This window comes from Desulfosarcina widdelii (assembly GCF_009688965.1).
Classification (GTDB): Bacteria; Desulfobacterota; Desulfobacteria; order Desulfobacterales; family Desulfosarcinaceae; genus Desulfosarcina; species Desulfosarcina widdelii.
This window is the reverse complement of record NZ_AP021875.1, coordinates 1,335,405-1,349,268: the sequence shown is the minus strand read 5'-3', so window position 1 is coordinate 1,349,268 and position 13,864 is coordinate 1,335,405. Positions and strand designations below refer to the sequence as shown.

Genomic DNA, 13,864 nt, shown 5'->3' with positions numbered 1-13,864 from the left:
AGTGACAGCGGTGTACGATTCCGCTGCCCCTGGAGATGGCTATTTGGACAAAAAGGCGCTGAAATTGATACCGGTGGCGATGGTGCCATCTACATCGGTGTAAAGCCGGACATACGGCCAGATAGTACCGTTCTTTTCGGTGCGGAAGGGTACGATATATCGGCCGATTGCGCTGTCCTGATCTCCCCCGATCACCTCGGCAGCGCCCAAGGTAATCTCGGCAAGGTCAACAATGGTGCTGGCAAATGTGGCAGAACTCGAGCCCTGCAGACTGATCTTGTAGAGTTCATCATCATCGGCGATCTCGATGGCCGTCACGTCGACCACAAGGTTTCCGGTCACCAGGCCGGTGCCAAGGTTGACGATCACGTCTTCACCGTCCACCTGCCCGGCGGCATCGGCGGCCACCAGGCCGGCGTCTTTCAAAATATGTTCAACATCGATCATGAGAAAATCTCCTATTCAGTGGCGATGCCGCCCGGCACGATGCCAAGGCGGCCCGCCAACACAGGGTTATGCGTTTTTCACACCATGGAGCCGGGCCGCTGCCTTGGGATGGAAAACACCCAGGCCACAAATCCACTCAATGAGCGTTTCGTAAAAGGTCCGGTTCAAACCCAGATCCAATACGTCCATTCCGCCGGCCTGCAGACCGCTCACCTTCTCGGCAACACCGAACTTGACCGCATAGATGCTGGTGCTGGCTGCAGTCCCGCCGCCGGGGTTGTCTTCGGTAAACGGCAAAATGGCGTTGCCGTCTTTGTCCTCTTCGATCACGCCAATGGGAATCCCGGCATAGGCGTTGATCTGCCGACCGAACACATCGGAAACCGTCTCGGTGGCCTGCCCAGCGGCCCGGATCAGTTTGTTGACCTTCCGCCGCATGGTTTTATTCATAAACAGGACATCCGGCCCGCCCTGCACGGCATCAATCAGGATGTCCAGCATGTCCAGGGTCAGGGTGTCGCCGCCGCTGGTATCACCGGCAGCAATTTTCTGAGAACCGGTCAGTCTTTCTTCCAGGCCGTCGAACTCGTTGGGATCATCGGCGTTGTCACCCTTGAAGAAATTCTTGGTGAAAGTCAGGGCTGCGGCCTTGGCCTTCATGGCGTCATAGATGGATCGGAGGTCGTTGACTTTGCCTTGGGTCTTTACCAGAGCCCGGTCAACCTTGGAGATGCCACCCATGATGAAAAGGGGCTCTACTTGAGGATTTACAACCCCGGTGCTTTCTACATAGGATTCATTGATCCCACGAAAAGCGATACCCGGCAAGGTTTCCTCACGGTTGTATTTATAGGCCTGCCCGTTCACGTCGAAAAAGGGCAGATACTGCAGCACGGCAGAGGAACGGGGGAAGATCTCGATCACTCCCCTTGCAAGGGGATCTTGAACCAATTTTGCAGCTTCCAATAAAGTCAGCATGATTTACCTCACTTCGTTTTGTACCCCGTGGCCATGATCGCCCGGGGATCCATACCTCTGAAATTCTCCGGCGCTTTTCCGCCGGGGCGCTTGGTGTCGATACCGTCCGTCGGCTTCGGATCGAAGAGCCCTTTTTTCTGGGCCGATTGAATCCATTTGATTTTGGCTGCCGGCGGCAAGTCCGGAATGATGTCCCGCATATCCTCCGGGACGTTCTCCACAAAGCCGTCTGCGATCTCTTTCAAGCTCGCGTCAGATGCTTTTCGTTTCTCTATCTCCTGATCAAGCCGGGCCTTCGGGATTCGATCACCGGTATCGTTTTTATCGTGGCCGTCCACGTCCAGGTGAAATTTTCCGTCCTTTTCGATGTAAAGGGGCTTGATGGTATCGTCGAGATTGTCCAGTGTGTCCAAAGTCATTGCTAAAACCATTGCGTGTCCTCCGTTTTACGTCTGGGTGGGCGAGGTTTCTGTGTTTCTAAATTTTGCGTTTTCAGCTTTAATTTTCTCCAACCAGGTGGCCGCCTCTTCCCGGGTTCTCAGATCCTGATTTTTCATCATGACCACATCGATCGGTGAAATGACTCCTAATCCGATTTCCTTTTCCCACGTCTCGGCTTGATCTTTTGCGGAAATCTCGGGTTTCGGATCTGAGAAATCAGTTTTTAGAACTGCGCTGGCGATGATTTTCCGTGCAGGGTTGTGAACGTTCCAAACGGTGCGGATCATCTGGAAAAGTTGTTCCTCGTATCGCTTCCACAAGATGATATCGTCGCGCCTCAATTCCTCGAGTTCGCGCTGCCCTTGAACCTTGGCCAATCCCGATTCTCGAACAACCTTTGTGGAAAGAGTTGAAACGGAAAGGCCGTTTGAAACGGCGGCCTGGGTGATTAAAAATGAAATGGCTTCCAGAATCTCCTTAATGGGCGCCTGTTGGCTTTCAAATCCTAAAGCGCCATCTTCTGGGAGTTCAACCAGTGTTCCCGGGTTCACTCCGATCTGCCCGCCGGCCTGATTCTTTTTGCGAATCCAGCCAACACCGAAACCCTGCATCCGGATTACATAAAGAAGGTCCGTCAGCTTTTCGTTGATTGCCTCTTGGATATTGATCAGATCGTCACCGCCGGCCAACCAAAAATCATTCAAAGGACAACGGTCCCAACAAGGAACATAGGGAACCACATGATAGGGGTTGGGCTCTTCCAGAATCACATTTCCCTGATAGTCCAGGCGCTGGAAAACCTCGCCTGTCCAATATGAAAATTCAACTTCATCCTGCTTGCCACTCTCGGGATAATGTGTGATTAAAACAGAGCGCAAATCCTCCGGGCAATCACCGGTTGTCACGTCGAGAATATCACCGGTCAAAACATCCATATCCATCTTGCCGTTGCGCCAAACCGGACGGATAAGGATGGTCTTTAACAGTTTCGTGTACCTGCTGGCGGCTTTGAGCTTTACGGGCAACCCGGCGCTGGTGCTGATTTCTTGAAAAATCGCCTGATCCTGTTTGGTGCCTTCAACGTTTCGAATGGCCGGCATTCCGTAAACAGCGGCCAGGTTGTTGATCACCTTTTTAACTAGTGTCGATCCATAAATGGTAATTTTCAGAGCCGAGTCGCAAAAAAAATAGAGTGGTAAAATCCTCGGCAGGATTTTTCTCACCATCGCTACATCGGTTTGTGGCTAATTTACCGAAATCGGCTTAATGCAAGCGCACTTGTTCAACCAGTTTTCACGATGCGGAATCGATTAAGGTCTCAAGTGGCTGTTTTTCCCCTGGCGATGGTCAGCAGGTTGGCGGCCACAATCGAAGACCAAACATAGGATTTAAACGAGTCCCATCCTTTCCAGGTACAGCGGGTCAGGCCAAGGCAACGCTTCAGCCAGGAGATACCGGATTCAATACCCGCTCGAAAGCGGCGCAATCGACGATACACATATTGGCTGCGGCACATGTCGGTTTCAGATAGACCTCGTTTCTTGGCAAAGCAGACGTCTTTGATCTTACGCGATTGGGCTCGCTTCAAGTTTTCCTTGGATGCAAAACCGCCGTCGAAGCTGGCCTTGAGGGGATAGCGGCCATAAATTTGTTTTTGCCGCTCAAGCATCGGTATCGTCAGGTCGGCGTCGGCCGGATTGCCTTCGGTGATGACACAGTCCAAAATAAGGTTCGACGCGCCTCCGGTCAGACAGATTTTGTGACCAAACAGCGTATCGCGCCTATCCTTGACGATGATATCGGTATGTGGCTCGAACAACGATACTACTTTGTCTTTGGCATCGACCGTTTCTCCATGAAGAACCCGGCGTTCGGTCTGGTGGATCACCCTGCGGGTCAGATCGACAAAATGTTCGATCTGGAAGCCAATCGTCATGACCAGCGGGTCGCAGGTCGCACCGGCATTGATCGCAGCGACTGCCTTATGAGCGTACCCAACCACTTTGCGACTGGTTTTGAGCAGGTCCACATAGGCAACCTTACGCTTGTTTTTCCGTTTGGCATTCATCACCGCCAGCATCCGTCGTTTGGCAACACGGGTATGGTTATGGAAGTCAGGAACTGTGATCCCCGATTCATCCCGGAAGCGCTTCAGCAGCCTCGTCAACACGCGAACACCATCCCACAGCAGGTTGGAGTCGGTGGGATGATGGATGTGAGTTTCAACGCACGTGCAATCGACCCGGACCTGTCGGCCCTTTTCAATGCCCTTTTGCTTCGCATATCCCAAAAGATCCGCATTGATCAGTTCCCAGGTGGCGTCCGATATGCCTTTGATATTTTTGTTCAGGGCGGATTTTTTGTATCCCTTGTCGGCGATACCGATCCGGCAGAACCAACTCAATGCCTGCGAATCGACAATATGAAATGCCAGTTCATCATACGTAAAACCGAAAAGGATTTTGACGATAGCACAACGCAGTACCTGGTCGGCGCTCATGCCGTCAGCCCCAGTTCGATAGGCCACCAGCTTGCCCTTGTTCAAATCTTGAAGAACGCGATCACAGATGATAGGGTGAGCATCGATGATACCACTGATAGCTGTAAGTTCTTTTGCTTGGGCGTGGTCTTTGATCTGAGGCATCAGGGGCATCTGTTTTTGCCATTTTTCGCGCATTTTGTGATCGGCTCCTTTCTTTCTTTTGTAGTGATATTGGTTGTTTGGCGACTTTCAATATACTACAAAGAGAAGAGAAAAACCACTACAAAATGCGCGTTTCTTATTTATTACAGGTAGTTATTCCTGTGGATGAGCACTAACTACATTGCAGAAAGCTGGAGTCAGCTTTTCCGGTTCGCTGAAAATCTCGGCAAGCCGGGCGAGAACGTAATCCAACTGCTGATCTTCATAGAACGCTAAACGCTTAACAGTATCGGCTTTGCGGGCTTGGTTGGCCTGCTGGTCAAGCTGCATGTTCAGCTTTTGAAAAAGGGTCGGGACTTGGGATTGGAATAACATGAGACATTCTTTATGATACAATTATGTCTCTGTCAAATGTTAATTTGAGACTACCTGATAAGAAATTTCGGTTAGGATATATTGGCTTATTAGTTCCGGTAACTATGAACGTTGATATAGCAAATCGAAATATGGCAACAGGTCGAAATATTGTTATCCAAGAATTAATTTGTCCTAAAACCAATATGCCAAATAATAATCCAAAAATGGGGAGAAAAAAAGATGATACCCGACTTGGTCCGTCCTTCGGGTTTCCTTGGTGATAGCCTGGTTCAGACGTTCTGTAACAATTTTTAATTACCAGCATCAACGAATCTAAGTTTGTTACTGTGGGTATCTATCAACGACTTTACTATTTAATCCTAATTCTATTGTATGTTCTTTCCAAGATATGCTGATATATAACTTAGAACGATTTGACAGTTTTCGAATAGAATCAAAGTCAGAGAAACTTAATGTCACCAATGGTATATTGTAATTACGGAACTGAAATTTTAATTCCATGTCCTGGTTTCTGTAGCAATGTATCTCAAAGTTTTTTAAATAAATATGAGGAATATATTCAATATATCTATGTTCGTTCATGAATTTATCAAGAGATAGAGGGAAAGCGAAGGTTCCGACATCACTATAAAGAATATCATCTAATTTTTCTAGAAATTTCTGATACTTACATGCATACTTGCTACCTAATTTACATTTTTGGCCAAATTTTTCTTTTATGCTATTTAGGTTTCCAATTTGATTCCAACAAAATTCTCTTTTACTTTTTGAACTATTGAACTCAGGTTTAAAAGAGAAAGCAAAATCATAGCTTAAAATCGCATCTAAAAAATTCCCCATACTCATTTGCTCATCGCCATAATCGTATCCTATTATAAATAATTCATGAGCTAATGATTTTGCGATTTCAGGATTAATATCTTTAACATTTAGATAATCATTATATGCCTTATCTAAGTCTCCTTTGACTGCAAAATTTATCGAACTATAATAGAAAGCATAAATTGAATCGTTTCTAATTTCTATAACTTTTTTAAAATCAGATTCTGCATCATCGTAATGTCTAAGCTTTGAATACGTTCTCCCTCTCAATATATAAGCACTTACATAATTAGGCATTAAATATATTGCATTATTGAGTTCGAATAAGGCGCCGTTATAATTGCCTTCTTTAAAAAATTTCTTGCTATTTTTATAATGATGCACAGCAAGTTTAAGTTCTATGGCAGGTCGTGGAATTTTGTTTTCTATACTCTCTTTAAATACATTCCCAGCGATTTCATAAGAGTAGTTAACTAAACACAGGTCAATAAGTTCATTATTAATTGTTAGGGGAGGCTTATCAATCATATCTATTACTATTTCTCCATAAAATATTCGATTGGTTGGTAATTTTTTTAAAATTAAATCTGCAATGTTCAATTTGATTGATTCATTATCTTGTACTAATTTTCGAATATCGAAAGAGAATGATTCGTTTAAAGTGTTATCGATTTCATTATATACACTTATTGCATCATTTTCTGCGATTAAAGCACTATAGAAATGGGCACCATCACTTTTTTCCAAAACGAATCTGCCATTTAGTGTCTGGATAGTGTTTTGAAAGTTAAATTGGATTGAGAAATTTTTTAAAGTTACTGAATCTGAATTCTTATTTTCAATTGAAAATATGTATTCTTGAAGTGGATAGTCATACTTTGAAATAACTGCGTCATTCTCGATCACCATGTCGCCGAAAATTTCCTCATTTGTCATAATGTGGAAAGCGATATTTGGTTTAGTTTTCTTTATTAAGTCTCTCTCATATTGATCATCTATAATAACAATTAGGAAAGGCATAAAAATTAGCAAAAGAACAATGAGGCGAACTGTAGAAGTATTTTTTTTAATGAGAAAAAAACCAGCGGCTAAAAAAAAAGAAAAATATATCGCCCAAAAAAAAGTATTCATTTTAACAATTAATTTCACTTTGAACGTAATAGTTAGGCAGGGTACTATCTTATTAAACTTATCAATACTGCCTAAAATGTCAATCTAATTCTCTCCAACAATTCTTAATGAATTATCTGATGAATTCTCAATGAACAAGGAAAGAATTATATAGCGCGGGTTTTTAGCTCCTGAAGGTATAAGAGCCTACGCTGACTGATAAAACACCGCTCCGCTCACCTTCACAAACGAATGAAAGAAATCAGGCAGCGTGATCTCCGATTCAACCTGAAATGATCGGTACTGCCGCCACATAATAGCCACCTGATCGTATGCCGGGCAATCCTTCTTGCAGTGCAGTTCTAAATTCCCACCCATCAAAAAGCAGTGGTGCCGATTCCTGGATCGGTTAAAACAGTTGATATCGGCAATCTCGAACAGATTCAGCACTTCCCGCCGCAGGGAGAAAATAGCCCAGTTTGTTGAATAAACCGTATCATCGTGAAATTTCGTGCTCGAATGCCCGAAGCTGTAAGTGTTGTTTTTCCTGTGGGTATAGGTGAACGTCGAAAGCTCAGACTCGAGCGTTGCCAACTCTGCAGGGAAATGAAATCGGCCCTCTTTGGCGATCCGGTAGAATTCCGGAAAGCTGGCATTCTGATTCGTATCGTGAGCGCTGATCAATTCACAGTTGATATTATTTTCCAGCATCCAGGAATGCAGGTCCGACACCTCGTAGTTTTCGAGGATAACATTATCCAGACCGTACCGCTTGTGATCTTCCAGAATGACGGCCTTAATTGCCTTCGTGCTGTTGATCAAGAACCGGTGCTGGTTCAGAATGTAGAATTTCGGCTCACCGCCCTGGGTGGCAACCTTCAGAATCACAGTCCAGACCGTGAAATCTCCCCTGGGGCCGGCAATGAGAGATTTGGCCCGATCCAGGCCGGCGCCGATCTTATACGCCCGGCCCTGAGTGAGCGTGGCACTGTCATCCACAGGTGCGTGGTACCGAGACTTACACAGCTGGATGATTTCTGAAGTGAAAAGGGCATTTTTAGCGTCCGACCGCTGCCCCAGGATGTCACGTTTGAAATCGGGCTCGAAAGTGGTTTTCTGCAGGCGTGCTGCCTTCTTCCGGTCGATCCAGGCCGGCGCCGCCTTGGCGTAGTGTTCAAAATCCCGATAGCTGGTGAACTGACAAAGCATATCCGGATCCGAAACAGCCTCTTTCTGCAGGCCGTGCACATGACCGTCCGTATCGTCAACGTTGCTGTCGATGAACAGAAGAGAATCCTCACTGTCCAGCAGAGAGGCCTGTAGGGCATTGAAAGGCGCCAGGTCGACAAAGGCGTGTAGATCCGAACACCACATGAGATTTATTCGATCACCGAAGGCTGTGGCCGTGTTGCTGGCGGAATACTGGGTCACATTTCTCAGTTCCGGAAACTGGATGGTGTATGCAAACTGGTTTTGCTCGGGGATCAGCTGGGCGAGCTTGGGAGAGGCGTTGATGATCTTTTTCAGAGTGTTGAACTGCACCCGCCGGCAGTGGTCCTCAGAAGATCCTAACAGCTGAATTGTGAAGTTTTGCCGGCTGGTGAAAAACCACAGCACGATCAGGGCAAAAACGGTGCTCTTCCCATGGCGCCGAGGTTCGATGTTCAGGCTGATCGAGTGCTTGAACCGGCCGGCCCGGTCGGTGGCCAGCACTTGCTTGATGAATTTTTTCTGTTTTGGTGTGTGGGTGAATGGTTGGTAGCGGTTGTTGCGGCCGAGGATCCGCGGTTCGATGTCTTGGAGCCAAGCGTTGAAGCCGGTTAGGCCGCTTTGCCAGGTTTTGAGCTTTTCTTTGAAAGTCATAAATTTATTAAAGTTTTTGACTTACTATCCGAGGGGTTATCTAAAGGCCACCATTAAATACTGGAGAGGGCTCGCATGAAATTTTTACTTTTCACATCAACATTTCTCCTGCTCATCATTGCCGCCTCTGAAGCAATGGCTTTGGTTTAGCGGGATTCAAAATTTTTAATTTTGAAAATTTTGCGCGGGGGCACCCCCCACCCTTGGCCGCCCGGCGCCCGTTGGGGCTCACGGCCTGCCCGAAATATTTCACCGGTTAATCAAAACTTATGGCGCTGAGATCCCGGCCGGCGCTGCCCTTCGGTTGGGTGATTTTCTTTTTGCGGTCGAGATCCAATAGTAAATACAGCGCCTTTCTCGTCTGCTCCTGAAAGTTCATGAGATCCTTGCTGATCATCTCGTTGAGTTTGCCGTCCACAAAGAAGGCAGCGGGATTGCCCAACATGAATTCCATGATTGCCCGTTCAAGAGTCATTGTCTGTGCAATCTGATCCTCAAGAATAGCCCGGGCAGCTTCGAACTGATCATCCTTAAGAGCATCCTTCACGGCCCGGATTGACCGGCCCCAGGTCGAACGCATATTGACCGTACCGTCACCATTCACAGCACCCTTGAACAGATCAGGGACGAAAACCGGCTGTTCCTGATCTGAATCCGATTTGCTTGGAGTTTGGTTGTTACTCATGGATCGGTTACCCCGATGTTACCCAACAGGGTTTAACCTGTTGTAAATAATAGGCAAAAAATCGATCAACTATCATACCAGCATAGCGTGTTTAAGACGCTTTCGAGGATCTGAAACTGTTATTGCAAAAAGTGTCTCACCAAGCAAGATTAAAATGAGACATAAAGGGATGGAGTGTCTCCAATATGATACACGTACGCAGGTGAAGTGCCGTTTGGGCGCGGCACCAAAGCTTTTATTTGGATTACAGACCTTTCTTCAAGATACGAACACACGGTAGTTTTGAGCGTGGCCACCCTTGACAGACAATCATGTTTTTCAGCATAATTGAAAATGACTTTACAGCTACTCATCATCAATCCCACATAGGGAAAATACGATGTACGAAGATTTTAACATCATGATCCAATATGAAATCTTCATAGGTACTTATGCCTTTTATCAGTATAATTATTATTCGATAGTTTAACTGCGTCTTAAACCAACAAATAAACAATGACGATCAAAACAATAAAATGAATAAATTGAATGCGATATATGACAAAGAGGCACGCAAATATATCCTTAGTTTGATTAACTTCTTTGGCAGCTTTGAGATAGAAAAGCGTCTTAATAAATATAAAAAATCATTAAATTACGCTGGGCCCATTTATAAAAGATATTATCTTAAGCATAGACACCCATGGTGGAACTCACTAATTAGTTTTTATGAATTGGAAAGTAAAGGAAAATCTATAAAGAAGAACTTGGATTTAGGATTAAAAGTACTTGCTGCAGATGGAAAGAAAATTTCAATATTACAAAAAATGATGCCTGATTCAGTTAGAAATAAATTTAAAAAAGATTTACTTGATGATAATAGGGCTTCTGACTTTCTTTTTGAACTAGATATGGCGTGGCATTATCTATTAAATGGCCATGGAATCGATTGGTACGAAGATAATAATTGCCCTGATTTTATAGTTAATACTCAAGATTTCGATTTTAATGTTGAGTGTAAGAGAATCACTGTCGATGGATCTAGAAAAGTCTGGAGAAAGGATTTTTATAGACTAATAGAGAAATTGATTCCAGAAATCGAGAAACTAAAATACATGGGGAAAATAGATATTGAGTTGAATGACCGATTGCATAGCAGCGACCACCATCTAGAAAGTTTATCTCGTCAAATTATCGAACTTATTTATGCCAACCAAATCAATGGAGCTTTCGAATTTAAACTTGGATATGCCACCCTAAATCTAAAAGAATCTGATGATAAAGGTGTTAACATAAAAGAACTTTGTCGAGAATTGTTTGAACGAAAGCCGCATGAAGCTCATGGAGCTTTTTATGCAGGTGAAAAAAATGGTATGCCAATAAATCCTATCGAGATAACGTTAAAATCCAAAAAATCGGATAAGGTTCTTTTAGGAATTAAAGATAAAGTTAAAGACGCAGCAATTAAACAATTACCTCCTGATAAACCGGGATTAATTTCATGCTTTTTAGAGGATATTGATGACTTAACAAATTTAGCTAGTGACAGTGGGCTTCAAATAATGTCTAATTATTTGTTAGATAAAAATGACCTGTCTCATATTGCTGGAATCTCATTCAGTTCGGAGGAAAGAGTGAAAAGGTATCCAGGATCCGAAAATTTTAGTTCACAAGGCTTATTGTTTAGAAATGAAAATTGCATTTTTAAAATCGCTCATGATTTTAAGTTTCTATCAAAAGAAAAGTAATCGGTGGTTAATTCTAAATAAGATTTGGTTTCGAAATACCAACCCTTCAAGTCAACAATAAATTGTCAAAGAACGATAAATCTCTGTAATCTTATTCATTTCAAAATGGTGTAAACACCGTAGGGTTAAATGCCTCCATTTCAACTTGCAATGAATGCTCCTATAAACCAGCGTCATCATCATGTAATCATTCGTCATCAAATGATGACGCCTGTACCAGATCTACCGTCATCATCATGTCATCATGTGTCTATAGACATGATGACAATGATGACGCTGGTACGATGACGTGACGGTCACAAGGGGATCACATGTGAATCTTCTATTTCAATCAACCCACCAGACTCCAAAGATGCTTTGATCCTGTGAACCGTCTGCCGGTTCATGCCGGCCTCTTTGCACTTTGATCCCCATCTCTCGATTGACACCCGGGCCGTTTCTGGCCTGATACCCTGCCTCATGAGGCTTTTTCTCTCGGCAACATAGAGGCGTTCCAGAATTTCCAGAGCTTTGCGCTGATTAATGCCCAGGGCATGTCCTGTCTTTCTCGTTGTTGCCGCCGGCTGAGTGTATTCCACCCGATGCAGCACAGCGCTATTTACTGTGTCACCGTCCGCATCCTTCAGGGGGAGATCCACACCGCGGATTTCAAAAGCCATGGGCTCGGGCAGGCCGGCATCCTTCATCTTTGTGGCCTTCACCCGGACGATTGCGTCCTGATCCTTGTCCAGGCGATATTCTGCATCGATGGCGCCTTTCAGGGCCATGGATCCCCTTGCACGTTTTTTGTCACCGTGCCCTGTGTGATGAACCAGATGAACGGCCGAGTGGTACAGGGATCTGATCTGATCGGCCGCCGCTATAAACCGGCCCATGTCAGCCGTTGAGTTTTCGTCACCCGGGCCGAAGTTTCGAGCAACGGTATCAATGACGATCAGCAGGGAAGGGCCGGCTATTTGGGCGATTTCTTCAACTGCATCCATAGCAGCTTGCATCTGATCGGCATCGCACAGGCCTAATGGGACCGTGGAAAGGTAAAGCGGGGCCGTTTTAAGATCGGCGCCATGAACAATTGACCAAGCCATAAACCGCCGGCCGATGCCGTTCTGGCCTTCCCCGGCTATGTAGATCACCGGTCCCTGATTGACCGTCATGCCGTGAAAGTCTGAACCTGTGGCCACAGAGGCAGCGATATCGATGGCAAAGAACGATTTCCCGCAGCCAGGATCACCGAATGAAAGTGACAGGGTATCCTTTTCCAGCCATGGCTTGATCAGAAATTCAGGAGGCTTTAACCGCAGGTCTGCAATGTGGACGAATCGAAAACGGGTTTTGCTTGAAGGCTGATCAACGGTTGGAGGTTCATTTTTCACGGTCGGTGGATCCGGCCATTTGTCGCATAAATCACTGATCAGCAGATCAACTTTGTCGGCCAAGAGTTCGTCCTCAATTGCGTTGGACGTGGGAAGGCACCAGGGACGGTAGACCATGAGATCGGTAAAACCCGTACCATGATCATCAAGGCTTTTGAGAATGATATGGTTGGTGGGGACGTGCTCAAGGTTTTCACTCGCTGTAAAAAAACCTTGAAGCCCGGTTCTGATATACGGGATCGAATTCTATCAAAAGATGAATTCAAGGCGCTGCTGGCCAAGGCGCCCAGACATTTGCGGCCGATCCTTGCGACCGGATACTATACCGGCATGAGGCGGGGGGAGATCCTGGGGCTCACATGGGACAGGGTCGATCTGAAGGGTAGGGCGATCCGGTTGACGGCCGACATGACCAAGGATGGGGAAGCCCGGACGATTCCGATCTGTGACGCTCTGCATGACGAACTGAAGGCGATCCCCAGGGCGCTGCACAAATCATATGTTTTTCTGTTTCGCGGAAAGCCGATCACATGTGTCCGGACCGCCTTGAGAAAGGCCTGCAAAGAGGCCGGCATTGTGTACGGCCGGTTCGAGGAAGGCGGATTTATTTTTCACGATCTGCGGCACACCTTCAACACCAACATGCGGAAGGCCGGCGTTGCCGAATCTGTGATTATGGCCATCACTGGGCACAGCACCCGGGAAATGTTCGATCGGTACAACCGGATCGATGATGAAGATACCAAGGTGGCCGTTACCCAACTTGAAGGCTACTTGGAAAATGTTACCCAAACGGTTACCCAAGAGGCCGTTTGATGAAAATAGCTTTCACGATAACACCCTCTAAATCCTTTCCAAATAGTATTTTGGTTAGCGGCATCCTCGTAAACACCCAAATAAAAAGGGCTCGCAGAGTAAAATCTCTGCAAACCCTTGATTTATCTATGGTGCCGAGGGCGGGATTTGAACCCGCACGACCGTTGGCCACTACCCCCTCAAGATAGCGTGTCTACCAAATTCCACCACCTCGGCATTTTTGTGTCTTTGTGCTAATCCGCTGCCGTTCCGGAGCCGGCTGAGCCGTCAGTCGGCTGGGCCGGCTGCTCGATGGGCACCGGTGCGTCGCTGACCACCGATTTCGTAACCTTTCCGCCGGACATGTAGGCCAGAATCAGGGATGTGAGCATGAAAACGATGGCCGCTGCCGTGGTTGCCTTACTCAAGAAGGTCGAAGCCCCGGTGCTGCCAAACAATGTCTGGCTCGATCCGCCGCCGAAAGCGGCCCCCATGTCTGCACCTTTGCCGGTCTGAAGAAGTACGATCATAATCAGGGCAATGCACACGACGACATGTATTACAATCAATAGTATTGACATAAGTTTTTGTTTTTTAAGGT

The 13,864-nt window shown here is 46.0% G+C and carries 14 protein-coding genes and 1 tRNA gene; 3 read left to right on the top strand and 12 right to left on the bottom strand.

The features are described 5' to 3' along the window. Window positions 1-39 precede the first annotated feature (39 nt). From GN111_RS06295 to GN111_RS06270, 6 genes are all read right to left on the bottom strand, one after another. Complete coding sequence (locus tag GN111_RS06295; RefSeq protein WP_155302942.1) at window positions 40-447, bottom strand: hypothetical protein; 408 nt, start codon at window positions 445-447, stop codon at window positions 40-42. A 66-nt stretch (window positions 448-513) separates the two neighbouring features. Beyond that, window positions 514-1,425 (bottom strand): major capsid protein, encoded by a 912-nt coding sequence (locus GN111_RS06290; RefSeq protein WP_155302941.1) that lies wholly within the window; start codon window positions 1,423-1,425, stop codon window positions 514-516. An 8-nt stretch (window positions 1,426-1,433) separates the two neighbouring features. Further along, complete coding sequence (locus GN111_RS06285) at window positions 1,434-1,856, bottom strand: hypothetical protein (RefSeq protein ID WP_155302940.1); 423 nt, start codon at window positions 1,854-1,856, stop codon at window positions 1,434-1,436. 15 nt (window positions 1,857-1,871) lie between these two features. After that, window positions 1,872-3,092, bottom strand: coding sequence for a hypothetical protein (locus GN111_RS06280; RefSeq protein ID WP_155302939.1), 1,221 nt, complete (start codon window positions 3,090-3,092; stop codon window positions 1,872-1,874). Window positions 3,093-3,184: 92 nt separating this feature from the next. Further along, on the bottom strand, window positions 3,185-4,543 hold the full coding sequence (locus GN111_RS06275; protein WP_155302183.1) for an ISNCY family transposase: 1,359 nt from the start codon (window positions 4,541-4,543) through the stop codon (window positions 3,185-3,187). Between the two features lie 120 nt (window positions 4,544-4,663). Further along, window positions 4,664-4,885, bottom strand: coding sequence for a hypothetical protein (locus GN111_RS06270; protein WP_155302938.1), 222 nt, complete (start codon window positions 4,883-4,885; stop codon window positions 4,664-4,666). Window positions 4,886-4,908: 23 nt separating this feature from the next. Here GN111_RS06270 and GN111_RS06265 point away from each other — a divergent pair, with 23 nt between their 5' ends. Next, on the top strand, window positions 4,909-5,148 hold the full coding sequence (locus tag GN111_RS06265; RefSeq protein ID WP_155302937.1) for a hypothetical protein: 240 nt from the start codon (window positions 4,909-4,911) through the stop codon (window positions 5,146-5,148). 61 nt (window positions 5,149-5,209) lie between these two features. Here the strand turns inward: GN111_RS06265 and GN111_RS06260 are convergent, their stop codons facing one another. The 3 genes from GN111_RS06260 to GN111_RS06250 form a co-directional block, all read right to left on the bottom strand. After that, window positions 5,210-6,841: a tetratricopeptide repeat protein gene (locus GN111_RS06260; RefSeq protein ID WP_155302936.1), complete on the bottom strand. Its 1,632-nt coding sequence runs from the start codon at window positions 6,839-6,841 to the stop codon at window positions 5,210-5,212. Window positions 6,842-7,027: 186 nt separating this feature from the next. Then, a complete protein-coding gene (locus GN111_RS06255; RefSeq protein WP_155302935.1) occupies window positions 7,028-8,683 on the bottom strand; it encodes a hypothetical protein in 1,656 nt (551 codons plus the stop codon). A 256-nt stretch (window positions 8,684-8,939) separates the two neighbouring features. After that, window positions 8,940-9,368, bottom strand: coding sequence for a hypothetical protein (locus GN111_RS06250; protein ID WP_155302934.1), 429 nt, complete (start codon window positions 9,366-9,368; stop codon window positions 8,940-8,942). Window positions 9,369-9,883: 515 nt separating this feature from the next. Here GN111_RS06250 and GN111_RS06245 point away from each other — a divergent pair. Beyond that, window positions 9,884-11,095: a hypothetical protein gene (locus GN111_RS06245; RefSeq protein WP_155302933.1), complete on the top strand. Its 1,212-nt coding sequence runs from the start codon at window positions 9,884-9,886 to the stop codon at window positions 11,093-11,095. Between the two features lie 296 nt (window positions 11,096-11,391). On the opposite strand, the gene GN111_RS06240 is transcribed toward GN111_RS06245, so the two are convergent. Further along, window positions 11,392-12,531 carry an AAA family ATPase gene (locus GN111_RS06240; RefSeq protein ID WP_170302160.1) on the bottom strand — a complete coding sequence of 380 codons (1,140 nt, stop codon included), beginning with the start codon at window positions 12,529-12,531 and terminating at the stop codon, window positions 11,392-11,394. A 102-nt stretch (window positions 12,532-12,633) separates the two neighbouring features. Here GN111_RS06240 and GN111_RS06235 point away from each other — a divergent pair, with 102 nt between their 5' ends. Next, on the top strand, window positions 12,634-13,284 hold the full coding sequence (locus GN111_RS06235) for a site-specific integrase (protein ID WP_197740502.1): 651 nt from the start codon (window positions 12,634-12,636) through the stop codon (window positions 13,282-13,284). A gap of 129 nt (window positions 13,285-13,413) precedes the next feature. Here the strand turns inward: GN111_RS06235 and GN111_RS06230 are convergent. Both GN111_RS06230 and secG read right to left on the bottom strand, forming a co-directional pair. Beyond that, window positions 13,414-13,500: transfer RNA gene (locus GN111_RS06230), tRNA-Leu, on the bottom strand. Between the two features lie 17 nt (window positions 13,501-13,517). Then, on the bottom strand, window positions 13,518-13,844 hold the full coding sequence (gene secG, locus GN111_RS06225; RefSeq protein WP_155302930.1) for a preprotein translocase subunit SecG: 327 nt from the start codon (window positions 13,842-13,844) through the stop codon (window positions 13,518-13,520). Window positions 13,845-13,864: the final 20 nt, after the last annotated feature.

What these genes read in the sequence shown, in the direction of transcription:
- GN111_RS06295 (WP_155302942.1), bottom strand. Translation starts at nt 447, where the DNA reads ATGATCGATGTTGAACATATTTTGAAAGACGCCGGCCTGGTGGCCGCC.
- GN111_RS06290 (WP_155302941.1), bottom strand. Translation starts at nt 1,425, where the DNA reads ATGCTGACTTTATTGGAAGCTGCAAAATTGGTTCAAGATCCCCTTGCA.
- GN111_RS06285 (WP_155302940.1), bottom strand. Translation starts at nt 1,856, where the DNA reads ATGGTTTTAGCAATGACTTTGGACACACTGGACAATCTCGACGATACC.
- GN111_RS06280 (WP_155302939.1), bottom strand. Translation starts at nt 3,092, where the DNA reads ATGGTGAGAAAAATCCTGCCGAGGATTTTACCACTCTATTTTTTTTGC.
- GN111_RS06275 (WP_155302183.1), bottom strand. Translation starts at nt 4,543, where the DNA reads ATGCGCGAAAAATGGCAAAAACAGATGCCCCTGATGCCTCAGATCAAA.
- GN111_RS06270 (WP_155302938.1), bottom strand. Translation starts at nt 4,885, where the DNA reads ATGTTATTCCAATCCCAAGTCCCGACCCTTTTTCAAAAGCTGAACATG.
- GN111_RS06265 (WP_155302937.1), top strand. Translation starts at nt 4,909, where the DNA reads ATGTCTCTGTCAAATGTTAATTTGAGACTACCTGATAAGAAATTTCGG.
- GN111_RS06260 (WP_155302936.1), bottom strand. Translation starts at nt 6,841, where the DNA reads ATGAATACTTTTTTTTGGGCGATATATTTTTCTTTTTTTTTAGCCGCT.
- GN111_RS06255 (WP_155302935.1), bottom strand. Translation starts at nt 8,683, where the DNA reads ATGACTTTCAAAGAAAAGCTCAAAACCTGGCAAAGCGGCCTAACCGGC.
- GN111_RS06250 (WP_155302934.1), bottom strand. Translation starts at nt 9,368, where the DNA reads ATGAGTAACAACCAAACTCCAAGCAAATCGGATTCAGATCAGGAACAG.
- GN111_RS06245 (WP_155302933.1), top strand. Translation starts at nt 9,884, where the DNA reads ATGAATAAATTGAATGCGATATATGACAAAGAGGCACGCAAATATATC.
- GN111_RS06235 (WP_197740502.1), top strand. Translation starts at nt 12,634, where the DNA reads ATGGTTGGTGGGGACGTGCTCAAGGTTTTCACTCGCTGTAAAAAAACC.
- secG (WP_155302930.1), bottom strand. Translation starts at nt 13,844, where the DNA reads ATGTCAATACTATTGATTGTAATACATGTCGTCGTGTGCATTGCCCTG.